We start from the raw sequence: 19,638 nt of genomic DNA, 5'->3' as shown, positions 1-19,638 counted from the left end.
TGCCGTACGAGGTTCCGCTTCGCTCGGAGAGGACGGCATCTGTCGTCATGTCCGGCTGCGCTCGGATCGTGGGCCGGACCTGCGTTTCCGATCGCTTGATCGACCACGAACGAAGGATGTGACCAAGGGATGAGAAGGGGTGGTTGCAGGCTCGCCTCCGACCGCCGCGTGCGATATTCGGGGCCACCTTGGAGCATGTCTCATTTGGCGAGTTTCTTGTAGCAGGTGATGGTGGCGCCGAGGGCGCCGTTTGCGTCCAACCCGGGTGCCTGCAGGCCACTTGGATGGAGGACCGCACGCGGCGACATCGACGCCCAGCTGGTCAGTGTCGAGGCCTATCTGGCTCGACGGCGATCGGTGCCCGAGGCCGCCGTCCTGTCCGTCCACGGCAACACACTGCGTTACCAGCTGGACCGTTTCGCTGGGCTCACCGGAGCGGATCTCCAGGACACGGAGACGATGTCCGAGGTGTGGTGGGCCCTCCAACACCGGAAGCTGCGCGGAGCTCGATCCGACAGCGTCTGACGCCGTCCTGCGGCGAGCCGAGTGGTCGGCACGCTGCTTGACTCCGTCCTCGGCTCGCCATGAATTGTGCCGGCATCCAACCCGGTGGCTACACACTTTGTAGCGCCGTACGTGGTGATGCTCCGCCAGGACTGGTTCAATTCCGATGGCGGTATTCGACCGATCGACAATCCGCCTGAAAGGAACGCATGTGAAGCGATTGCGAGCGATGGCCGTGGTGTTGTTCGCCACCCTGGGTATCACGCTGGCGGCGACCACTCCGTCGTGGGCGACGTTTGAGGTCAACTTCTTCGACTGCAATTTGGGTACCGCCGATTTCCTGGCTTTCGGCCAGACTGCCGACAATGGTCTGGGCAGCCGACGGTGCTACGCGGATGCGGGCGACATGTCGCTCGGCTTGGATCGCGTCACCAGCTTCAAGAGCGGGAACAACGCCGGCTACTTCGAGTACGAGCCGGGGGATGGCTACCGCTACCGGCACTACTTCCCCAAGGGGCAAGGGATCACGAAGTCCTACGGACACGTTTACTTCCTGCACGTCGATTGATCACGAGAGGGTGTTGTCAATGAAGAAGTTCAGAACATTGTTGCGCGGGATGGGCGTGGTCGCCGCTGCCGCGTTCGTGGCCCCTATGATGACATCGACTGCGGCGGAGGCGGCGCCGGCCGCGCCCGCGGCCGGCCGGGTGATCGCGCCCGCGATTTTTCAGGTGAACCCCGCGGACTGTACGTGGGACCAGGGGATTTTCGGCAAGGGCGAGTACCTCGCGTTCTGGAAAGCCGACCTCAGGACCGGCCAGCGGTGGCCGACCTGTTACGCGGATGCCGGCGGATTCTATGACGTCGGCCTCACGGAGGTCTGGAGTTGGAAATCCGGAAACAACGCCGGGCTCTTCACCGGTGCCATCGGTAGCCAGAAGGTCGTCAGGGGCTTCAACAAGTGGCAGAACAGCGATGAGCACTTCAACGAGATCATTACGGTGCTGATTTACCAGGAGTAATTTCCGGCAACGTTCGACGGAGCCCGGTCAGATGTCCGATCCGTCGGCCCGGGCCTCATTCTTCGCCGTTTCGATGTCAATAGCGGCTGGGTCGGACTTGGGTAATGGGCCACGGATGATGGTGCACAGGTGGACGGAGGCAGCACAGTGTTGCGCAGAGGCGAGATAGCCGAAGTGGCAGGAGCATTCGGGCGCCGTCCGATGACTTCGCGTGTGATCGCGAGACGCTTCCGCGGAAGCTTTCTCGCCCTCGGTATGATCCTCGTCATGGCCGGATTTCTCCCCGGGTGCGGTGCACCGGCCGGAGATGATGACGGATTCCCGTTGACGATCGCCCATCGATTCGGGGAAACCCGGATTCCGGCGGTGCCGGAACGAGTTCTGTCTTTGGGGCGTACGGACCAGGACGCGATACTGGCTCTCGGCGTGGTGCCGGTCGCGGTTCGCGAGTTCGCGGACAACAAGTCATCGGTGGCGGCGTGGCCGTGGACGACCACGAAGCTCCAAGGCAAGCAACCGGCGGTACTGCGGCAGACTGACATCAATCCGGCGTTGATCGCGGGGCTGCGGCCCGACCTCATCGTGGCATTCTCGGCCGACCTCACCCGAGAGCAGTACGACTGGCTGTCGAAGATCGCGCCGGTGATCACGCAACCCGCTGATTCCGCTGAGCACGGCTCATCATGGCGGGAGGTGACGAAGACGATTGGCCGAGCGCTCGGAAAAACCGCCGAGGCGACCAAGCTGGTGGAGGCGGTGGAAGCAAAGATATCAGCGGTGAAATCCCGCTACCCCGGCATCGAAGGAAAGACGGTGGTGTTGGCTCAGCCGGGTGACAGCGGCCATTACGTCGTCTGGGGCTCACACGACCCGCGCGCGTGGATCTTCGAATCGCTGGGTATGCGGCTTCCGGCGGAGATCGGCAACGTGGTCGGAAATGGTCCGTCCGCCACGGTCGGAACGGAACGACTCGGACTGCTCGACTCGGCCGACGCGGTGGTGTTGCTGACTTCGGACACCGCGCAGTTCGAAGCTTTTCGTTCTCTGCCCGGCTACTCCGCGCTCTCCGTCGTCCAGCGCAAAGACGTCCTCGTCTTCGACGAAGACCCGTCTGCCGCCCTGGCATTCTCCTCGGTGCTGAGCCTGCCGCCGCTCTTGGGGATCCTTCCCGAGCAGCTGGTGTCGATGGTCACCAAGTAGGCCTCACGGCCGCTCGACGTGCCGCCTGCTCGGTACGCCGCGATCGTGCACGCGGTCGCCGGAGTTCTCGACGCTGCCGGCTTTGTCGCCACGTCTTCGATTGTCGTGGATCCGGTGGCCTGCGACACGCAGCTGAACGCTGCATTCGACCAGTTCAGCGCCGCGTACCCGTGGAGCGACCGCTGATCAGACTCGAGACGAGATCCGCGTCCTCGGCTCGGTGCGTTGGCGAAAGCTGCGCAGGTCGGGACCGGCTCAATCGTGAGGCGCGACGAGTTCGAGTACGTCGTAGGTACCACCGGCATGCCCTCGACCAGGTGCTCGCGGCGCAGCCGTCCGCGCGGTCGAGGTGATGGTCTCGCTGGCGGAAGGCGCGGGCGAGGTGGTGATCGGCCGGTCTCTGCGCTCCACCCGTCGACATCGGCTTCCCGTAGATTTAGTCCGCAGGTGCCGCTCGCGTTGGACTGAGAGTGTGGTCGGCGGCTCGTGGCGAGTCCGTGAACGCCGTCTTCGGCGTGTAGCCGTTCGGCCGGCCGAGCAGGTGGTTCGGGTCATCCTCCGCGGTGTACGACTTGAACGGCTTCACCGTGGCGATCTTCCCGGCGAGCGTCCTCGTGACGTCGTCGAGGAGGAGGCCCAGACTGCTGCGGCCTACCACTTCCGGAGTGCGATTGTGCACCAGTCGACGCTCTGGCTGTCGAGCCCGGACGCCTTCGGGTGGCCTATCCGAGTGTTGCGTGCTCGCCGAGTGCCCGAAGCGGTGCTCGCCCGGTGCCTCGGCGCGTTGGCCGAGGCGGCCGACCTGCTCGCAGACATTGCGCCGGTTAAGACGACTACGAGCTGGTCTGGGAAGAGTTCCTCACCTCGGACGAGCAGGAAGAGCTGTATCCGTGGGTGCTGATCCGCACGGCCGCTCTTCGGCCCGCGGTCGCCGAGCTGGTCGAAGAATTGGCCGGTCGAGCCCCGGTCGAAGTCGAAGGTCCGGAAGGCATGGTTCACCGCCTCATGACGAAGCCTTCCGGTCCTGGTCAGCACGCCACTTGTTCCGACCACTTCGCGGCATGGGAGCGCGTTGGACGGCGGCCGTGTACGGCGACGTTCTACCTGCACTAATCCGCAACGTTGCCCGGTAGTTGATCGTCTGGAAGGACCAGCAGGCGGGTCCCGCAGGCGCGATTCACCTCTTACCGGGAGATGGAGATGGTGAACTTCGCAGTTCCCGGTGCCCTGACGGTCGCGAAGAACAACGGGGCAGCGTGCTCGGTGGCCAAGGCGGTGTGGACGCCACCCAAGTCCAGGACGCTGCTTTCGGGCCATCCCAGGTCGCCGAGCAAGCCTGTGACCACAGTCTTGGCTGCGCTGTCGTCGCCGCTGACGAAAACGGTCGCCTGGGACAGTGACGCCAGTGGGTCGACCATGAGGGTGAAGTTCATCGTGTTGAGCGTCTTCACGACACGGGCCCGCGGGAAGCGTGCCTGCACCTGCTGGGCCACGCTGTCGCCGGGGTAGGCCATCGTCATCCGCGGGGTGAAAGCGGCCGAGGGGTCAAGCACGATTCTGTCGGCCAGCACCTCATCCCCGATTTCTTCCAAGGCACCGACCACGGCCGTGCCGGGGATGGCGGTGACGACCACGTCGCTGGACGCGACGGCCTCGCGCGGGCTGAGCGTTTCCGCTTCACCTGCGCGCGTCCGTGATCCGTAGACCACGTGGTGACCGGTGGATGCCAGTCGTGTTCCCAGTGCCGAGCCGACCTTGCCCGTGCCGAGGATCGCGATTTTCCTGGGTTCTTCCTGAGGTGGTTCGGACGATCGACGTGTGGGGTGCGGTGTCGAGCCGCACGTCGCCGGCTACTTGGTTTCGACCGTCGCCAGGGGCGTCTTCCGGGTTTCCAGGGCTTTCACGGTGATGTCCCAGGACGTGTCGCCGGGGAACAACTGGGAACGCAGGTAGGCCCACACCAGCGCCCGCAGCGCGGCAACCCGTTCGGGGTTCTCGTCGGAGGTTTCCGCGGCGTCGTAGCCGGAGATCCCGCCGAACAGGTGTCCTGCGCCGAGGAAGGTCAGCAGCGTCTTGTTCCCGCCGGGGCTGTGGGTGTAGGCGTCCCAGCGGTAGCTGAGCCGGGAGGAGAAGTTGGGGTTCAGGTCCTCGTCGCCGGCGATGACGAGCGCGGTGCCGGTCATCTGCTTGAAGTCGATGTACTTCATCATCGGGTAGTGCTCGGCTGCCCACGGCGAGAAGTGCTCGTCGGCGATGCCCGGTCCCCCGATCACGACACCGGCCTTGATCCGGGGTTCGGAGAGGTCCTTCTCCCGAGGGTCATTCGGGTCAGTCACCTGCGAGCCCAGCAGCAGCGAGACCGTGTGGCCACCGGCCGAGTGCCCGACCGCGGCCACCTTTTCGGTGTCGACCCGGCCCGGCAGCCCCGGAACCGCGGCGAGGACCTCCTCCAAGTGATCGAGGACGGTGTGCATGTCGACGGCGCGGTCACGCCAGAACAGCGGCGCGTCGGGCAGGTCCTGGTCGCGCAGTCCGAGCACTGTGGAGTCCAGGTGCGTCGGCTGGACGACGACGAACCCGTGAGCGGCCCAGAAATCCGCGACGGGGCCGTAGCCGCGCAGCGACGAGAGGAAATTGGCCATGCCGTGCCCGTGCGAAAGCAGTATCACGGGCAGGTCGGTCCCGGTCACGGGCGCCGAGATCTTGATTTCCAGCGGCACGGGCCGGTCCGGCATCTCGAGCGAGACGGGACTGTAGCTGAAGATGGGGGTGGGGTCGCTGACCGGGAAGCCGGCGGCGTCCGCGTAGGACGTGCTCATGGTTGTTCCTCTCAAGCTGTTCGTCCGTGAACCCGTTGCTTGACGGACTCGGTGAGTGATCGACTGCGACCGCCCGACAGAAGATTGCCATGCATGGCAATTTTGCACAAGAGGGCATTTTAGCCATGAGGTGCATGTAGGCTGAGGCACGCGCAGGCGGTGATCAACGAAAGTGCAGGAGAGTGCGACGGTGACCAGTGACGGTCCGGGGCTTCGGGAACGGTCCAAAGCACGACGACGGCGGCTGATCCTGCACACGGCCCTGCGCCTGTTCACCGAACGCGGTTACGAACGGACCACGATCGCCGACATCGCCGAGGTGGCCGAAGTCGCGCCGCGAACCGTGACGGGCTACTTCCCGTCGAAGCTCGACTTCATCACCGAATGGCCGGCGTCCATCGAGCAGCGGGTCATCGCGCTACACGAAGAGGATCCCACCCTGGAGTTCATCGAGCTGGTGGACAGGTGGTGGCACGACCTGCGCGACAACGTCGACCAGGAGGAAGCCGCACTCACCCGCGCCATGGCCCTGGCCAACCCCGGCGTGGTCGCCATGGCGGAGGCCGAGGTCTCACAACGAACCCCCGGAACCGGCTTCCCCTTCGACGGAACCGATCGCGACGACCTGTTCGGAGCCGCAGGCCGAGCCGCGATCAGGGGCGTCAACCACGTGTTCCTCCGCGGCGTCGCCGAGGACCGCATGACCGACGAACTCCACAACGACTTGCTGCACCTGATCCGCGCCATCGCCGACAGCACCGACGTCGGCCACGGCTCGCTCAAGCTGGACCCTTAGTGCTCAGGTGGCGTCTCGGCTTTGCGCACAGCGCAGGACGTTCCAAGATCGCGGTGTGCGCGAGGACGTCTTGACCGACGACCTGCTGGCGGCGGTTGACCGAGTGGTACGAGGCCGGAGTCCGGCAGCAACTGCATGAACTGCTGCTCGCTGAACTGTGCGCCGCCGGGTTACTGGACCTGTCCGCGGCTCTGGTCGACTCCACCCACCTGCGTGCGCTCAATGGGGATCACACGGGGCTGAGCCCGGTCGACCGACGCAAGCTTGGTTCCAGGCACCATCTGATCACCGACGCCACCGGCATTCTCTTTGCCGTCACGCTCACCGGCGGACATCGCAGCGACGTCACCCAACTGGTTCCGCTGATCGACGCCATCCCATCGATTCCGATCGCGGCTATGGCCACGACAAGTACCGGTACCGTCCGCTCATCGGCATGAGCGTGCGTTGTGACAGATCAGGTCCGCAGCAGGAGAAAATGCTGATCACGCTCGTCGGCTCGGCTGGTCAGCGTGCCCGTTCCCAAAGGGGCAGGCGGAAGGTCGCGTAGGTGAACTTGCCGGTGATCTTCCCGGCGGAGTCGAAGTGGAAGACGTCCAAGCCGTGCCACTGCATACGGCCGCTGTAGCGGAGCCGGGCGAACCACCGCAGCGGCGGGATTGCGCGTTTGCCGTGCTCGCCGGTCAGGTCCAGCCGGCACGCCCATCGGATCGTCGCCCGGCCGCGCGCCTCGTCGATCACCCGGTCGTAGACGTCGAAGGTCATCGCGCCGTAGCGGCCGGCGAACTGCGGCGCGAACGCTGCCCGGATCGCGGGGAGACCGCGCAGCTCGGGGCCGCGGCCGGGCAGGTAGCGGGCGTCTTCGGCGAAGAAGGACATGACCCGGTCGAGGTCGGGGTCGTTGAAGGAGGCCACGAAGGCGTCGATGGTCTGGCCGAGATCGGTGCTGCCGACGGTCATGTGCCTGCCGTTTCGGGGTGGGGAACGGGTCGGGCCGAGGTTATAAGAACGGCGTAACTTTAACAAGAGAACGTTGTTCCGCTAAGTGTGGGGTTAGGGTGGTGACCGCCATGGAAGCGTCGTTCCAGCGGGCCAGGCGCCCGGAGCAGAAGAACCAGCGGCGCGAGACGATCCTCGCCGCCGCCGGCGACCTCGCCCGGGCGTCGGGCGTGGCCTGGGTCAGCCTCGGCGACATCGCCGCGGCGGTCGGGCTGGCCAAGTCCAACGTCCTGCGCTACTTCGGCACGCGCGAGGAGATCTACCTGCAGCTGACGATGCGGGAGGGGGCGGACTGGGCGGCCGCCGCCGGCGCCGCGCTGCACGGGGCGAGCGGCTTTTCCGCGGCGGCGGCGGCCCTGGCCGACGCTTACGCCGACCGGCCGTTGTACTGCGACCTCACCACGCATGCCGAGACGATGCTGGAGCACAACGTCTCGGTCGCGGTCTTGGAGGTCTACAAGCGGTGGGCCATCGACACCTACTTCACCCTGGGGCGCCAGCTCACCACCGCCTGCCCCGAGCTGACCGGCACGGACGGGGCGTCCTTGGTGATGGCGGCCAGCGCGTTCGTCGCAAAACTGTTCCCGCTGACCCGTCCCTCGGCCGCACTGCGGGAGCTGTACGAGCGCGAGCCGGAGATCGCCCGGGTGTTCCCGCCGTTCCGGCCGACGCTGCAGCGCATGATCGCCGCGACCGCGGCCGGGCTGCCGGCCACCCACTGACGCGGCGGTTCTTGGCTGGGAGTCGAGCACCGGACGACGGAAGCGTGCGGTCGTGCGCAGCGCCGCGGTCGGACTTCGACCTCCTGCACGTCGCCTGACCAGCGATGTTCCGCACGGGGTGACCCAACCTGAACGCTTTGGGCGCGCGGTGGCAAAGACGGGGTGTCAGGGCGAAGCGAAACCCGAGGAGCTTCATGTCGTCAGACGCGGAACTGATCGGTAGGTCGCTGCGCGGAGACACCGATGCCTTCGTGGAAGTGATCAGCCGGCACGAGACCGCGCTCGGGAACTACCTGGCGCGCAGAGTGGGGCGGCAGGCAGCCGAGGACGTGCTCGGCGATGTGTGGGTGGCGGCTTACGAGTCCCGTGCGAACTACGACCGTTCGTATCCCGAAGCCAGGCCTTGGTTGTACGGCGTCGCGCTGAACAGGCTGCGCCGGCACTGGCGGTCCGCGCCGGCCGAGGAGCCGGCGTCGGACCTGAGCGGCGTGGCGAGTGACTGGGATCCCTGGCCGGCGGTGGATGCCCGCGTGGACACGCAGGCACTGCTGAGCAGGGCACTGGCCCGGCTCAAACCGGAAGAGCGGGAAGTGCTGGGCCTGGTCGCCTGGGAGGACCTGACCGTCGCCGAGGCCGGGCGGGTGCTCGACATCCCGGCCGGCACGGCCCGCCGCCTGTTGCACCAGGCGCGCAAGGCATTGCGTGGAGCCCCCGAAGTGGTCGCGCTGCTGCAAGTCCCGACAACGTGAAAGACAGCCCATGGATGAAATGGATCTCATGAAGAATCTGCGTGACGTGCCGTCCCCCGGTCCCGAGGCCTATGACCGTGCTCGCACGGCACTGCAGGCGGCGATGGGGGAACCCGTGGCGACGGTCGTGCGACCGAAGCGCTGGTTCTCCTGGCCCAGGGTCGGCGTCGCCGCCGTGGGCGCAGCAGCCGTCGCGGCGGCTGTGGTGCTGGGTACGTCGGGCGGCAGTGTCCCGGCCGGCCCGTCCGGCGCGGCCCCGCAGGCGATCGAGGGACCGCAGGCGGTCGAGGCGCCGCTGGTGAAGCTGGCCTCCGCGGTCCAGGCGGCCGGCACGCGGCCAGGAGACGCGTCGCTGATCGTCAACACGAAGTTCGGGCTGGACAACAAACCGGACCTCTACTACACCCTCTACACCGACAAGGGCCAGCAGTTCACGGGCGACTCGGCGAAGACCCTGGTGGACGCGGTCGTCAAGGGCCACGCCGAGCCTGCTACGCCGTACGACGGGAAGGTGATGGCGGCGGCCCGTCTCGCCGCGAACGGTGACGTGGACAAGGCCAGGATCGCGATGATCACCGCGTCCGGCAATGCCCTGGGAGTCGGCCTGAGCCCCGCCGAGGCCGACAAGGCCTGGGCGGCCGCCCAAGCGGAGACCGCGGAGATGTTCCGCAAGCACGGCAAGCCGGTTCCCGCCCCCAAACCGCGTCCGACGGGCAAGGACCTGGAAAACCTCATCAACAACCACCTGTGGAGCAACACCCAGCATGCGCTGTTCGCCAACGCCGCCGACGCGGAGGTCCGCGCGGGCGTGCTGAAGCTGTACGCGACCATCCCGGACATGGTCGTCGGCAAGACCGACATCGACGGCCAGGCCGCGCTGACCCTCACCCCGCCCCCCGCCATCCTGGGCGGCGGTGCGGACGTCCTCACCATCAACGCCGACAACGGCCTGCCGATCCGTGAGGAGATCACCTCGGCGGAATCCAAGCGCTATGTGGTGAACTACAAGTCCGCCCGCGTCACCCTCGCCGACGTGGCCGCGGGCAAGATCTGATCCTCGTACCGAACTGGCCTGGGAGGGCCGAGATCATCTCGGCCCTCCCAGGATCGTTCTCCCGGACAGGCCGCAGCTCGGCCTCGACGCTGTCGACTCGGGAAGCTCACGTGTCGACTGCTACATCGGGAATACCGACCGAAAGGCCGCCGAGATCGGTTCGAGGTCGGCGACGAGACGGTCGAGGTCCCCGGGGCTCAGGGCGTTGTACGGCGCCTCCGCGAGCCGGTCGGTCAGCGCTTCGACTCGTTCCTTGGTGGCTCGGCCGGCGGCGGTGAGCCAGCCGTCGGTCCCGACGAGACCGCGGGCGCGCATGCCGTCGATGACCGCGTTCAGCTGCACGGCGGGCAGGTGCCAGACCCGGCCGAAGTCCTTCGCGGGCGTGCCGGCGGACAAGGCGTGGAGGACGTGGGCTTCCGTCCCGCCGACGCCCTCGGCCAGCAACGCGACGGTGTGGCCGTCGCCGCGGTGCTCGCGCAGCAGGGTGGCCGCGTGCCACAGCCGGGCCACCGGCTCTTGCGGTGCCGGGAGCGCGCGCAGGGCGGCGTAGAGGGCGCGTCCCTCGACAGGTGCGCTGGCGGCCGCCTTCAGCAGGAGGTCGCCGGCGCGAGCGATGCCGGGGTCGTCGGCGAGTTCGCCGAGGACCCGCCGCATGCCCGCGACGCATCCCCGCTCGCGGGCGGCCAGCGCCGCTTCGGGCGTGGTCAGGTCCCACACCTGCGGGAGATGGCGTGCCACCTCGCCGGGGGCGAAGTTGTAGAAGACGGCGTGGACCACCTCGGCCGGCACCGCCCGGCCCAACGGCGCGGCTCGTCCGGCGAAGTAGGCGTCCCACGAATTGCGCAGGCCCAGCGCCATCAGGGCCTCGTCCGACTCGTCGGCGAAGTAGGGCACCAGGCCGAGGGGCTCGACCAGGTCGTACATGCGGCGGGCGACGGGCTCCGGGTGCGACATCTCATCCTCTGTGGGTTCTGGCGCCGCCCTTGTGGTGGCCGCTCATCTACTCCACGAACGGCTCACCCCGGATCCGACACCCAGCTCTCGCCCATCTGGCCGAGGGAGTCCCGTCAGCAAGCCGGCAGGTGCGCGGTGGCCCCCTCAGCGAGGGCCGATCGACGGCTGCAGCGGGATCCCGAGTGATCAGCCGAGGGTGTCCAGGAAGTCCTTGACTGCGGTGCCGAAGCCCTGGGGGTCGGTGGTGTGGACGAAGTGGTCGCCGTCGAGTTGGGTGAGGTGGGTGTTCGCGCGGCGGGCGATGATCTCCCGGCCCTCCTCGGGGGTGATCACCTGGCTGCTGCGAGCCAGTACGAACAAGGCGGGGCACTCGGTGGCGGTCCAGTCGGCCCAGTGGTCGCCGTGTGTTCCCTGCTCTGACGCGATGGTGTCCTGCGGGTGGAACGGCAGGCGCCAGCCGCCGCCGGGGGTGGGGCGCAGCTTGTCGCCGAGTATCGGGGCCAGCGGGCCGATGGCGTCCAGGAGGGTCTGCCGGTCCGGAGCTGTGTAGGGCAGTGGCAGCACGAACGACAGCGCGCTGGGGCCGTCGTCGAGATCGCAGACCGGGCCCTCGACGTTGACGATCGCCGACACCCGCTGCGGGTGCCGCGCGGCGATCTGGAAGGCCGTGATGCCGCCGCCGGAGTGTCCGAGTGTCACGGCCTGCTCGATGCCCAGGTGGTCCAGGAGGGCGATCGCGTCGGCCACGTAGTCCTCGCGGGTGTAGGAGACGGCCCGGTCGGGATCGCCGTGCCCGCGCTGGTCGGGCGCGATGACCCGCCACCGCGGCGCCAGCGCCTGGGCCAGCCGCGCCCACGTCCGGCCCTCGTCGAGGTGGCCGTGCAGGGCCAGCAGCGGGCGGCCGGGCCCGCCGAAGTCCAGGTAGGACAGTCGACGGCCGTCGATGTCGAGTTCACCGCGGGTTCCGGTGATGGTGGTGCTGTTCATGATCGGACCTTTCACGTGTCTGTTTCGATGAACAGCACTCTGTCCGGGTCCACTGACCGTCGGCGCACCAGCCGCTGACGGTCGGCACGAGGTCAGGACAAGTGCGCCGACAGCAGCCAGGCGGGTGTCGACTTGCGGCCGTTGCCCTCGTTGCGGACGTCGCTGCCGGCGAAGTCCGCGAAGTCCGGGAAGTTCTCGGGGACGTTGGCGTGGATGCGGGCCGGGCGGATCTCGTCGATCGTCCAGTACGCGCCCACCGCCTGCCGCAGTTCCTCCGCTGACACCGAGTTGACCCTGCCCGGGGGCACGGTCGCGCTGTCGAACACCAGCACGAAGTAGGACGCGCCGGGTGCTGCGGCACGCACGATCGATTCCTGATATCCCTGGCGCAGCTCGATCGGCATCGAGTGGAACAAGGTGCTGTCGACGATGGTGCCGAAGCGGCCGTCGTAGCCGGTGAACGTGCTGATGTCGGCGATCTCGAAACCGGCGTGGGTCAAGCCGCGCCGGGCGGCTTCCGTGCGCGCGAGCTCGATCGCGGTCGGCGACTGGTCCAGGCCGACCGTCGTGAAGCCGCGCTCGGCGAGATAGTGCGAGGTCGCGCCCTCGCCGCAGCCGGCGTCGAGGACCTCGCCGTGGAACGCGCCCGCGTCGATGAGCGCGGCGATCTCGGGTTGTGGTTCGCCGATGCTCCACGGCGGCCGGAAGCCCTGTCCCATCTCGGGAGCCTCGCCACGATAGGCGGATTCGTACAACGCGTCGCTGGATGAAGTCGTCATGCACCCCAGAGTGTCAACTGGGTTGATATATGTCAACATGGTTGACATGGAAAGCTTCCGGGACGAGCCGCTCGGCTACCTGCTGCACCGGGTCACCGCGGCCTTGCGCGGCGAGGTGGCCGCCACCGTGCTCGGGCCGTCGGGGCTGGCCGCGCCCGAGTACCTCTGCCTGCGGATGCTGGCGCAGTCGCCGAAGTCCAACGCCCAGTTGGCCCGCGAGGCCCAGGTGTCGCCGCAGGCGATGAACAAGGTGGTTCTCGAGCTGCAGGATCGCGGTCTGGTGACGCGGCCCGCCACGGTGTCGTCCGGGAGGTCGTTGCCCGCCACGTTGACGCGCGAGGGCGTGACCATGCTGGCGCGAATCGATCCCGAGGTGGCCGAGGCCGAGGATCGGGTCTTGGCCGAGCTCGACGACCACGATCGGCGGGAGCTTCGGCGGCTTCTCATCGCGGCGGGCCGGGTGGTGTCCCGGCGGTGATCCCGGTTCGAAGAGACGCACTGTGATCACAAGACCGCGATCGCCGTCACGACGTGGACGACGCAGACGAGGGTCGCTCCGGCGATCATGCGTGCGTCGCGCCGCTGCGCGCCGATGGCGATGTCCCCGGCCTGGGCGACCGCGGCGGCGATCAGGGCGAGTGCGCTGACCGCTCCGTGCGGGAAGAACGGCACTACGCCGGCGAGCACTCCCAGCGGCACTCCTCGGGCGGTGTACATCCACGCGTAAAAACGCTGTCCGGTGGTTTGCTCCTTCACGTGACTCAGCGCCGAGGGGCGAACGGCGGCCACGACCGCGAAGCCGACGGACCCGAGAGAGACGATGCCGTTGAGTACGGCCAAAAAGATCATGCCAGCACTCATTCTTGTTCCTGGATCTTGCGGTTCGGTCCGAGGGCCGAAGTAGTCGCGGTCCAGCTGGCGAGGATGTCGATCGCCCGCCGTGAGGGTGATCCCGGCTCGGTCGTGTAGACGAACAGCGTCGTCTCCGGGTCGCCGGGGAGGGTGAGGGTTTCGTACTCGACGGTGAGGTCTCCGACGAGGTGGTGGCGGAGGCGCTTGGAGCCGTGGGTGCGCTGGTGGACGCGGTGCTGTTCCCACCACTGGTCGAATTCGCGGCTGTGTTCGCGCAGTTCGGTGACGAGGTCGGCGGTGGCGCGGTCGTCGGGGTTGCGGCCGACTTCGAACCGGAGGCTTTCGACGGCGGCCCGTGCCTGGTCGGGCCAGTCGAGGAAGAGGGCCCGGGCGCCGTCGTCGAGGAACATCCAGCGGGCGTAGTTGCGGTGGGCCGCGGGGAACTGGTCGAAGTCGGCGAAGAGGGCTTTGGCCATGCGGTTGGCGGCGAGGATGTCGGTGCGGCGGCCGAGGATCAGGGCGGGTTCGCCGTCGAGGGCGTCGAGGAGCTGGTAGAGGCCGGGGCGGACGCGCTGGACGTCGTGGGCCCGGCGCGGGGAGGGGGCCGAAGTCAGGCCGATGAGGTCGTCGAGGTGGGCGCGTCCGGCGGCGTCGAGGCCGAGGGCGCGGCCGATGGCTTCGACGACGGCGGCGGAGGGAACGATGCGGCGGCCCTGTTCGAGGCGGGCGTAGTAGTCGGTGGACACGCCGGCGAGGCGGGCGACTTCTTCGCGGCGGAGGCCCGGTACACGGCGGACGCGGCCGTCGGGCGGCAGGCCGGCGCGCGCCGGATCGATCTGACTCCGGGCGCGCCGCAGGAAATCGGCGAGCTCCTGGTTGGTCTTGGGCACGGTTCCGATTATCCCCGAGCCGGTGCGGTCCTGGGTGGACCGGAGAGTCCTAGGTTCCCCGGACCGCGCCTCCGCAGGGCGCGAGATGGGCCCCAAAACGGGCTTGCGGTGGGCGACTCTGGAAGCACGCCACCGAGGAACAGTCCGGCGGCGCATCCCCCGAAATCGCGAGCGAAGGACGACCATGAGTTTCCCGACGGATCGACCCGCGACCTGGTTCGTGACCGGCACTTCCCGCGGTCTGGGCCTGGAGCTGGTCACGCAGCTGCTCCAGCGTGGCGACCAGGTCGCCGCGACGACCCGGTCCGCGCAGCGGCTGCTGGCCGCCCTCGGCGACCGCGCCGACACTGCGCGGCTGCTGCCGCTGACCGTCGACCTGCGTGACGACGAGCAGGTCCGCCACGCCGTCCGCCAGGCCACGGACCGGTTCGGCGGCCTCGACGTGGTCGTCAACAACGCCGGCTACGGCTACCTGGCCGCGGTGGAGGAGACGAGTGCCCGCGAGGTGCGCGACATGCTCGACGTCCAGGTCGCCGGGGTGTGGAACGTGTTGCGTGCCACGCTGCCCGTGCTGCGCGAGCAGAAGAGCGGTCATGTGGTCAACGTGTCGTCGGTGCTCGGGCTGACCGCGGTCGCGGGCTGGGGCCTCTACTGCGCGGGCAAGTTCGCGCTCGAGGGTCTCACCGAAGCGCTGGCCCAGGAGATGGCCGGCTTCGGCGTCAAGGTCACCCTCGTCGAGCCCGGCTACTTCCGCACCGATTTCCTCTCCACCGACTCGCTCGCGCTGCCCGCCTCGACGACGGACGCGTACCCGGGTGTGCGGGAAATGACCGAGAACCACCTGAAGCTGCAAGGAAACCAGCTGGGCGACCCGGTCAAGGGCGCGGCGGCGATCATCCGCCAGGTAGTCAGCGGCGAGGGCCCGCTGCGCCGGCTGCTCGGCTCGGACGCCCACGCCTACGCCACCGCGAAGGTCGACGCCCTGCGCGCGAACCTCGAGGCCACCGCGCAGACCGCCAACGCCACCGACTTCGCCGACGCCTGAGCCGATCCGTCACCAGAAGGAGAAAATCGTGAGCAAGATCCTGATCGTCATGTCCGCCGCGAGCATCTGGGAGCGCACCGACGGCTCGGAATACCCGACCGGGTACTGGGCCGAAGAGGTCGCCGCGCCCCACGAGAAGTTCGTGCGGGCCGGCTTCACCGTCGATTTCGCTTCCCCGGGCGGCGTCCTGCAGCCGCTCGACGCCCACAGCGCCGACCCGGACATCGCGGGTCCGGATTGTGCACACTACGTGGCGCACGCCGCGCGGGCGCTCAGTGAGTTCGGTCCGCTGCTCAAGCTGGCGGAAATCGACATCGACGACTACGCCGCCGTGGTCATCCCCGGTGGCCACGGTCCGGTGGTCGACCTGCACCAGGACCGGGACCTCGGCCGTCTGCTCACCGAGGCGGACGCGGCCGGGAAGGTCATCGGGGCCGTCTGCCACGGCCCGGCCGGCCTGCTGTCCGCTGTGGACGGAGACGGCAAGTGGCTGTTCGCCGGCCGGGAGATGACGGCCTTCACCGACGAAGAGGAGCGGAGCTTCGGCACCGCGGAAGGCGCGCCGTGGCTGCTGGCCGGCACGTTGCGTGAAAAGGGGGCGAAGCATTCCGGGGGACCGGCGTACCAGGCGTACACCGTGCGGGACCGGAACCTTTTCACCGGCCAGAATCCGGCCTCCAGCGCCCCCATGGCCGAAGCCATGATCGGCGCGCTCAAGTAACAAGGAAGGAGCGTGGAAACCGTGGTCACCACTCTGCCTCGATCCGACGCCGTCGGAAGGGTCGAGAAGGGCTTGTTCATCGGCGGTCGATGGCGACCGGCGTCCGGCGGCGCGAGCTTCCCGGTGGAGGATCCGGCCACCGGGCGGACACTGTGCGAGGTGGCGGACGCGACCCCGGCGGACGCGATGGCCGCGCTCGACGCTGCGAGTGCCGCCCAGGCGGAGTGGGCCGCGGTGCCCCCGCGCCGGCGGGGCGAAATCCTTCGGCGAGCCCACGATCTGCTGATCGAGCGCAGCGACGAGTTCGCGTTGCTGATCACCCTGGAGATGGGCAAGTCACTGGCCGAATCCCGGGCGGAGGTCGAGTACGGCGCGAACTACCTGCGCTGGTTCGGCGAGGAAGCCGTCCGGGTCGACGGAAGCTGGAAGGTCAGCGAGGACGGCACCGCGAGAGTCCTGGTCACCCGGCAGCCGGTCGGGCCCTGCCTGCTGATCACGCCGTGGAACGCGCCGCTGGCCATGCCGGCCCGCAAGATCGGCCCGGCCGTGGCGGCCGGCTGCACCATGGTCGTCAAACCCGCGCCGCAGACGCCCCTGACGACGGCCGCGTTGGCGGCGCTGCTGACCGAAGCCGGCCTCCCCGGTGGCGTGCTCAACGTCGTTCCCACCACGCAAGCCGCCGCGATCACCGCGCCGCTCCTGCGGGACGGCCGGCTGCGCAAGCTGTCGTTCACCGGCTCCACACCCGTCGGCCGCACGTTGCTGGCCCAGGCCGCCGAAACCGTGCTGCGGACCTCGATGGAGCTGGGCGGCAACGCTCCCTTCATCGTCTGCCGCGACGCCGACCTCGACGCCGCGGTCGAGGGCGCGATGACCGCCAAGCTCCGCAACGTCGGTGAGGCCTGCATCGCCGCCAATCGCTTCCACGTCCACGCCGACGTCGCCGACGAGTTCAGCGAGAAGCTTGTCGCGCGCATGAGCACCATCACCGTCGGACCCGGCACGGACCCCGCCACCGACCTCGGGCCGATGATCGACGCGCGCCAGCGGCGCCGGGTCGCGGACCTGGTCGACGAAACCGTCGGGGCGGGCGCCCGGGTGCGCACCGGCGCCCGGGTTCCCGAGGGCCCGGGCTACTTCTACCCGCCGACCGTGCTCACCGACGTCCCGGCCGGCACGCGCATCACCCGCGAGGAGATCTTCGGCCCGGTCGCGGCCATCCGGACCTTCCACACCGAAGCCGAAGCCCTGCGCGACGCCAACGACACCGAGTTCGGTCTCGTGAGCTACCTCTACACCCAGGACCTGGGGCAGGCACTCCGGATGAGCGAGCAGCTCGAAACGGGCATGGTGGGTCTCAACCGCGGCTACGTGTCCGACCCGAGCGCTCCCTTCGGCGGCATGAAGCAGTCCGGCATCGGGCGGGAAGGCGGCAACACCGGGATCGACGAATACCTTGAGCAGAAGTACGTGGCCATCCACGTGGGCACGCCCCAGAGCGGGGAGGGCGGGCGATGACCGGCAGCACCGTTTTCGACTCGTTCTTGGTCCGGGACCTGTTCGGGACGGCCGAAATGCGGGCGGTCTTCTCCGATCGGTCCTATGTGGACCAGGTCGTTCGCGTCGAAGTCGCCTTGGCGCGGGCAGAAGCACGAGCCGGCGTCATCCCGCGCGAGAGTGCGGACGTGATCGCGGCATCGTGCGACCCGGCGCGGCTCGACCGTGATCGGCTCCGCCGTGACACGGAGACCGTCGGCTACCCGATCCTGCCCATCGTCCGGCAACTCGCGGAGCACTGTGGTGACGCCGGCGGGTATGTCCATTGGGGAGCCACCACCCAGGACATCATGGACACGGCCACGGTTCTCCAGTGCGCCGAGGGCTTGACCGTGGTCTCGGACGCGCTCGATCGCCTGCGCGCGCACTTGCGCCGGCTGGCCGCCGAGCACATCGACACGGTCACCGCCGGCCGGACTCACCTCCAGCACGCCCTGCCTGTCACCTTCGGCTACCGGGTGGCGGTCTGGTTGTCCGCGCTGGACCGCCACGCCGATCGGCTCGCCGCCGTGCGGGAGCGGGACCTCATGGTGCAGTTCGGTGGAGCGGCCGGAACCCTGGCTTCGCTCGGCCCGGGCCCGGCCGGCCTGCGGGTCCGGGCCGGACTGGCCGCGGAACTCGGCCTGCGTGACCCCGGGATCACGTGGCACGTCGCGCGGGACGGCCTGGCCGAGATCGTCGGCCTGCTCGCGGCGATCGGTGCTTCGGTCGGCAAGATCGGCACCGATGTCGCGGTGATGTGCTCGACGGAGTTCGGCGAACTCGCCGAACCGTTCGTGCCGGGCCGGGGCGCCAGTTCCACCATGCCCCAGAAACGCAACCCCATCTCCAGTGAGCTCATGGTGGCGGCGGCGAAGCTGCTTCGGGGCAAGTCGTCGGCCATGCTCGACGCGATGGTGCAGGACTTCGAGCGCGCCACCGGGCCCTGGCACGTCGAATGGGCCGTGGTCGCCGAGGCGTTCCTCCTGCTCGCCTCCTCGCTTTCCCAGGCCGAGCAGGTGATGGCCGGTCTGCGGGTCGACGCGGAGCGGATGCGGGCCAACCTGGGCCTGACCGGCGGGCTCATCGCCGCGGAAGCCGTGATGATGGCGCTCGCGCCCGAAATCGGCCGTCAGCACGCCCACGAACTCGTCTACGCCGCCTGCGGCCGGGTGCGGGACACCGGCACCGAGCTGGCCGCCGAACTGCGCAAGGACCCGGCCGTCACGGCGATCCTCGGCGACGACCGGATCGACGCGCTCTGCGATCCCGCCGGGTACCTGGGAAGCGCCCGGGCCATGGTCCGCGTCGCGGTGGGGGGCGCCGCCGCGGAGTGAACGCCTGCCTCAGGGGGCGGCCGGCAGCACGATGCTCGAGAGGTGCCTGATCCGGTCGAGGTCGACGTCGACCGCCAGGCGAGCCTCCTCCGGGAGTTCGTCCACGGAAGGCTCGATTCCGAACAGCAGTCGCGGCAGTGCCGGGTGGATGACGAGGCCGATCAGCTCGTTCGCCGCCGCCTCGGCCTCGTCGGGCGCGAGCCCCCAGGCTGCCGTCAAGTGTGCCGCGAGGTCGGCGACCGTCGTCCCGAAGAGGACGTCGTAGAGGCCCGCCGCCAGCTCCGGCAGCCGGTCGGCCTCGGCGATGCCGAGGCGGAGCATCCGGGCGACCGAGGACCAGCGCAGCAGCTGGACGAAGCGCCCGCAGTACCGCACGACCGCTTCCGCCGGTTCGCCGGCGTAGGAGGCGGGCGTGCGCATCCGCTCGCCGAACAAGGCGCGGATGCGTTCGACGACCGCGACGAACAGAACGTCTTTGGTCGGGAAGTGCGCGTACAGGGAACGCTTCGACGTTTCGGCGCGCGCCGCGATCGCGTCCATGGAGGTCCGCTCGAAGCCGTCCTCCAGGAACGCGAGCTTCGCCGCGTCGAGGATGTGCTCACGCAGCGCTTCGCCGCGTCGGGCCATGGCGTCCACCTCAAAGTATACGGTACAGTCGAGTTTACTTCCGCT

General features: G+C 68.7%; 24 protein-coding genes and 1 pseudogene. 15 read left to right on the top strand and 10 right to left on the bottom strand.

All coding sequences use genetic code 11. From position 1 onward, the window contains the following. Positions 1-228 precede the first annotated feature (228 nt). The 5 genes from AB0M83_RS23750 to AB0M83_RS23730 all read left to right on the top strand — a co-directional run bounded on the left by AB0M83_RS23750 (position 229) and on the right by AB0M83_RS23730 (position 2,912). Entirely contained in the window at positions 229-525 is a 297-nt protein-coding gene (locus tag AB0M83_RS23750) for a helix-turn-helix domain-containing protein (protein WP_364520466.1), read from the top strand. Positions 526-670: 145 nt separating this feature from the next. Continuing rightward, positions 671-1,072, top strand: coding sequence for a beta/gamma crystallin domain-containing protein (locus tag AB0M83_RS23745; RefSeq protein WP_364520411.1), 402 nt, complete (start codon positions 671-673; stop codon positions 1,070-1,072). A 19-nt stretch (positions 1,073-1,091) separates the two neighbouring features. After that, entirely contained in the window at positions 1,092-1,526 is a 435-nt protein-coding gene (locus AB0M83_RS23740) for a hypothetical protein (RefSeq protein ID WP_364520409.1), read from the top strand. 267 nt (positions 1,527-1,793) lie between these two features. After that, positions 1,794-2,726: an iron-siderophore ABC transporter substrate-binding protein gene (locus AB0M83_RS23735; RefSeq protein WP_364520407.1), complete on the top strand. Its 933-nt coding sequence runs from the start codon at positions 1,794-1,796 to the stop codon at positions 2,724-2,726. Between the two features lie 45 nt (positions 2,727-2,771). Then, positions 2,772-2,912 (top strand): hypothetical protein, encoded by a 141-nt coding sequence (locus AB0M83_RS23730; protein WP_364520405.1) that lies wholly within the window; start codon positions 2,772-2,774, stop codon positions 2,910-2,912. A 250-nt stretch (positions 2,913-3,162) separates the two neighbouring features. On the opposite strand, the gene AB0M83_RS23725 is transcribed toward AB0M83_RS23730, so the two are convergent. The 3 genes and pseudogenes from AB0M83_RS23725 to AB0M83_RS23715 all read right to left on the bottom strand — a co-directional run bounded on the left by AB0M83_RS23725 (position 3,163) and on the right by AB0M83_RS23715 (position 5,545). Then, positions 3,163-3,405 (bottom strand): hypothetical protein, encoded by a 243-nt coding sequence (locus tag AB0M83_RS23725; protein WP_364520403.1) that lies wholly within the window; start codon positions 3,403-3,405, stop codon positions 3,163-3,165. Positions 3,406-3,910: 505 nt separating this feature from the next. Beyond that, positions 3,911-4,516: pseudogene (locus AB0M83_RS23720) on the bottom strand (NAD(P)-binding domain-containing protein); the annotation flags it as partial. A 60-nt stretch (positions 4,517-4,576) separates the two neighbouring features. Beyond that, on the bottom strand, positions 4,577-5,545 hold the full coding sequence (locus AB0M83_RS23715; protein ID WP_364520401.1) for a chlorophyllase: 969 nt from the start codon (positions 5,543-5,545) through the stop codon (positions 4,577-4,579). Between the two features lie 190 nt (positions 5,546-5,735). Here AB0M83_RS23715 and AB0M83_RS23710 point away from each other — a divergent pair, with 190 nt between their 5' ends. Next, positions 5,736-6,341 (top strand): helix-turn-helix domain-containing protein, encoded by a 606-nt coding sequence (locus tag AB0M83_RS23710; protein WP_364520399.1) that lies wholly within the window; start codon positions 5,736-5,738, stop codon positions 6,339-6,341. Positions 6,342-6,436: 95 nt separating this feature from the next. After that, positions 6,437-6,781 carry a hypothetical protein gene (locus AB0M83_RS23705; RefSeq protein WP_364520397.1) on the top strand — a complete coding sequence of 115 codons (345 nt, stop codon included), beginning with the start codon at positions 6,437-6,439 and terminating at the stop codon, positions 6,779-6,781. A gap of 67 nt (positions 6,782-6,848) precedes the next feature. Here the strand turns inward: AB0M83_RS23705 and AB0M83_RS23700 are convergent, their stop codons facing one another. Then, positions 6,849-7,301, bottom strand: coding sequence for a nuclear transport factor 2 family protein (locus AB0M83_RS23700; RefSeq protein ID WP_364520395.1), 453 nt, complete (start codon positions 7,299-7,301; stop codon positions 6,849-6,851). Between the two features lie 110 nt (positions 7,302-7,411). On the opposite strand from AB0M83_RS23700, the gene AB0M83_RS23695 reads away from it, so the two are divergent. The 3 genes from AB0M83_RS23695 (at position 7,412) to AB0M83_RS23685 (ending at position 9,865) form a co-directional block, all read left to right on the top strand. Next, positions 7,412-8,062: a TetR/AcrR family transcriptional regulator gene (locus AB0M83_RS23695; protein ID WP_364520464.1), complete on the top strand. Its 651-nt coding sequence runs from the start codon at positions 7,412-7,414 to the stop codon at positions 8,060-8,062. Positions 8,063-8,256: 194 nt separating this feature from the next. Beyond that, the gene (locus AB0M83_RS23690) at positions 8,257-8,811 is read left to right on the top strand and encodes a sigma-70 family RNA polymerase sigma factor (RefSeq protein ID WP_364520393.1); all 555 of its coding nucleotides are present in this window, start codon (positions 8,257-8,259) and stop codon (positions 8,809-8,811) included. A 28-nt stretch (positions 8,812-8,839) separates the two neighbouring features. Then, the gene (locus AB0M83_RS23685) at positions 8,840-9,865 is read left to right on the top strand and encodes a hypothetical protein (protein ID WP_364520391.1); all 1,026 of its coding nucleotides are present in this window, start codon (positions 8,840-8,842) and stop codon (positions 9,863-9,865) included. A 120-nt stretch (positions 9,866-9,985) separates the two neighbouring features. Here the strand turns inward: AB0M83_RS23685 and AB0M83_RS23680 are convergent, their stop codons facing one another. The 3 genes from AB0M83_RS23680 to AB0M83_RS23670 form a co-directional block, all read right to left on the bottom strand. Further along, on the bottom strand, positions 9,986-10,819 hold the full coding sequence (locus AB0M83_RS23680) for a MarR family transcriptional regulator (protein WP_364520389.1): 834 nt from the start codon (positions 10,817-10,819) through the stop codon (positions 9,986-9,988). Between the two features lie 186 nt (positions 10,820-11,005). Further along, complete coding sequence (locus tag AB0M83_RS23675; RefSeq protein WP_364520387.1) at positions 11,006-11,806, bottom strand: alpha/beta hydrolase; 801 nt, start codon at positions 11,804-11,806, stop codon at positions 11,006-11,008. A 92-nt stretch (positions 11,807-11,898) separates the two neighbouring features. Beyond that, positions 11,899-12,585, bottom strand: a complete 687-nt coding sequence (locus tag AB0M83_RS23670) for a class I SAM-dependent methyltransferase (protein ID WP_364520386.1) — start codon at positions 12,583-12,585, stop codon at positions 11,899-11,901. A gap of 46 nt (positions 12,586-12,631) precedes the next feature. Between AB0M83_RS23670 and AB0M83_RS23665 the strand changes: the two genes are divergently transcribed. Next, complete coding sequence (locus AB0M83_RS23665) at positions 12,632-13,063, top strand: MarR family transcriptional regulator (RefSeq protein WP_364520384.1); 432 nt, start codon at positions 12,632-12,634, stop codon at positions 13,061-13,063. Between the two features lie 26 nt (positions 13,064-13,089). On the opposite strand, the gene AB0M83_RS23660 is transcribed toward AB0M83_RS23665, so the two are convergent. Then, entirely contained in the window at positions 13,090-13,434 is a 345-nt protein-coding gene (locus tag AB0M83_RS23660) for a hypothetical protein (protein WP_364520382.1), read from the bottom strand. An 8-nt stretch (positions 13,435-13,442) separates the two neighbouring features. Then, positions 13,443-14,327 carry a helix-turn-helix transcriptional regulator gene (locus AB0M83_RS23655; protein ID WP_364520380.1) on the bottom strand — a complete coding sequence of 295 codons (885 nt, stop codon included), beginning with the start codon at positions 14,325-14,327 and terminating at the stop codon, positions 13,443-13,445. Between the two features lie 184 nt (positions 14,328-14,511). Between AB0M83_RS23655 and AB0M83_RS23650 the strand changes: the two genes are divergently transcribed. From AB0M83_RS23650 to AB0M83_RS23635, 4 genes are read left to right on the top strand one after another with little or no spacing between them, the layout of a single operon-like run. After that, positions 14,512-15,372, top strand: a complete 861-nt coding sequence (locus AB0M83_RS23650) for an SDR family NAD(P)-dependent oxidoreductase (RefSeq protein ID WP_364520378.1) — start codon at positions 14,512-14,514, stop codon at positions 15,370-15,372. A 28-nt stretch (positions 15,373-15,400) separates the two neighbouring features. Continuing rightward, positions 15,401-16,093, top strand: coding sequence for a type 1 glutamine amidotransferase domain-containing protein (locus AB0M83_RS23645; RefSeq protein ID WP_364520376.1), 693 nt, complete (start codon positions 15,401-15,403; stop codon positions 16,091-16,093). Positions 16,094-16,114: 21 nt separating this feature from the next. Continuing rightward, positions 16,115-17,611, top strand: coding sequence for an NAD-dependent succinate-semialdehyde dehydrogenase (locus AB0M83_RS23640; protein ID WP_364520374.1), 1,497 nt, complete (start codon positions 16,115-16,117; stop codon positions 17,609-17,611). Continuing rightward, positions 17,608-18,966 carry an adenylosuccinate lyase family protein gene (locus AB0M83_RS23635; protein ID WP_364520372.1) on the top strand — a complete coding sequence of 453 codons (1,359 nt, stop codon included), beginning with the start codon at positions 17,608-17,610 and terminating at the stop codon, positions 18,964-18,966. Before AB0M83_RS23640 ends, AB0M83_RS23635 begins: the two co-directional genes overlap by 4 nt. A gap of 9 nt (positions 18,967-18,975) precedes the next feature. Here the strand turns inward: AB0M83_RS23635 and AB0M83_RS23630 are convergent, their stop codons facing one another. Further along, the gene (locus AB0M83_RS23630) at positions 18,976-19,593 is read right to left on the bottom strand and encodes a TetR/AcrR family transcriptional regulator (protein WP_364520370.1); all 618 of its coding nucleotides are present in this window, start codon (positions 19,591-19,593) and stop codon (positions 18,976-18,978) included. Positions 19,594-19,638: the final 45 nt, after the last annotated feature.

Origin of the sequence: Amycolatopsis sp. NPDC051106 (genome assembly GCF_040682775.1) — a bacterium.
In the GTDB taxonomy this organism is placed as follows: Bacteria; Actinomycetota; Actinomycetes; order Mycobacteriales; family Pseudonocardiaceae; genus Amycolatopsis.
The sequence above is the reverse complement of the archived record's forward strand: the minus strand, read 5'-3'. Positions and strand labels throughout refer to the sequence as shown.

Excerpts from the sequence above, each read along its gene's own strand:
- AB0M83_RS23750 (WP_364520466.1), top strand. The coding sequence starts at position 229 with ATGGTGGCGCCGAGGGCGCCGTTTGCGTCCAACCCGGGTGCCTGCAGG.
- AB0M83_RS23745 (WP_364520411.1), top strand. The coding sequence starts at position 671 with ATGGCGGTATTCGACCGATCGACAATCCGCCTGAAAGGAACGCATGTG.
- AB0M83_RS23740 (WP_364520409.1), top strand. The coding sequence starts at position 1,092 with ATGAAGAAGTTCAGAACATTGTTGCGCGGGATGGGCGTGGTCGCCGCT.
- AB0M83_RS23735 (WP_364520407.1), top strand. The coding sequence starts at position 1,794 with ATGGCCGGATTTCTCCCCGGGTGCGGTGCACCGGCCGGAGATGATGAC.
- AB0M83_RS23715 (WP_364520401.1), bottom strand. The coding sequence starts at position 5,545 with ATGAGCACGTCCTACGCGGACGCCGCCGGCTTCCCGGTCAGCGACCCC.
- AB0M83_RS23700 (WP_364520395.1), bottom strand. The coding sequence starts at position 7,301 with ATGACCGTCGGCAGCACCGATCTCGGCCAGACCATCGACGCCTTCGTG.
- AB0M83_RS23695 (WP_364520464.1), top strand. The coding sequence starts at position 7,412 with ATGGAAGCGTCGTTCCAGCGGGCCAGGCGCCCGGAGCAGAAGAACCAG.
- AB0M83_RS23690 (WP_364520393.1), top strand. The coding sequence starts at position 8,257 with ATGTCGTCAGACGCGGAACTGATCGGTAGGTCGCTGCGCGGAGACACC.
- AB0M83_RS23685 (WP_364520391.1), top strand. The coding sequence starts at position 8,840 with ATGAAGAATCTGCGTGACGTGCCGTCCCCCGGTCCCGAGGCCTATGAC.
- AB0M83_RS23680 (WP_364520389.1), bottom strand. The coding sequence starts at position 10,819 with ATGTCGCACCCGGAGCCCGTCGCCCGCCGCATGTACGACCTGGTCGAG.
- AB0M83_RS23675 (WP_364520387.1), bottom strand. The coding sequence starts at position 11,806 with ATGAACAGCACCACCATCACCGGAACCCGCGGTGAACTCGACATCGAC.
- AB0M83_RS23670 (WP_364520386.1), bottom strand. The coding sequence starts at position 12,585 with ATGACGACTTCATCCAGCGACGCGTTGTACGAATCCGCCTATCGTGGC.
- AB0M83_RS23665 (WP_364520384.1), top strand. The coding sequence starts at position 12,632 with ATGGAAAGCTTCCGGGACGAGCCGCTCGGCTACCTGCTGCACCGGGTC.
- AB0M83_RS23660 (WP_364520382.1), bottom strand. The coding sequence starts at position 13,434 with ATGATCTTTTTGGCCGTACTCAACGGCATCGTCTCTCTCGGGTCCGTC.
- AB0M83_RS23650 (WP_364520378.1), top strand. The coding sequence starts at position 14,512 with ATGAGTTTCCCGACGGATCGACCCGCGACCTGGTTCGTGACCGGCACT.
- AB0M83_RS23635 (WP_364520372.1), top strand. The coding sequence starts at position 17,608 with ATGACCGGCAGCACCGTTTTCGACTCGTTCTTGGTCCGGGACCTGTTC.
- AB0M83_RS23630 (WP_364520370.1), bottom strand. The coding sequence starts at position 19,593 with ATGGCCCGACGCGGCGAAGCGCTGCGTGAGCACATCCTCGACGCGGCG.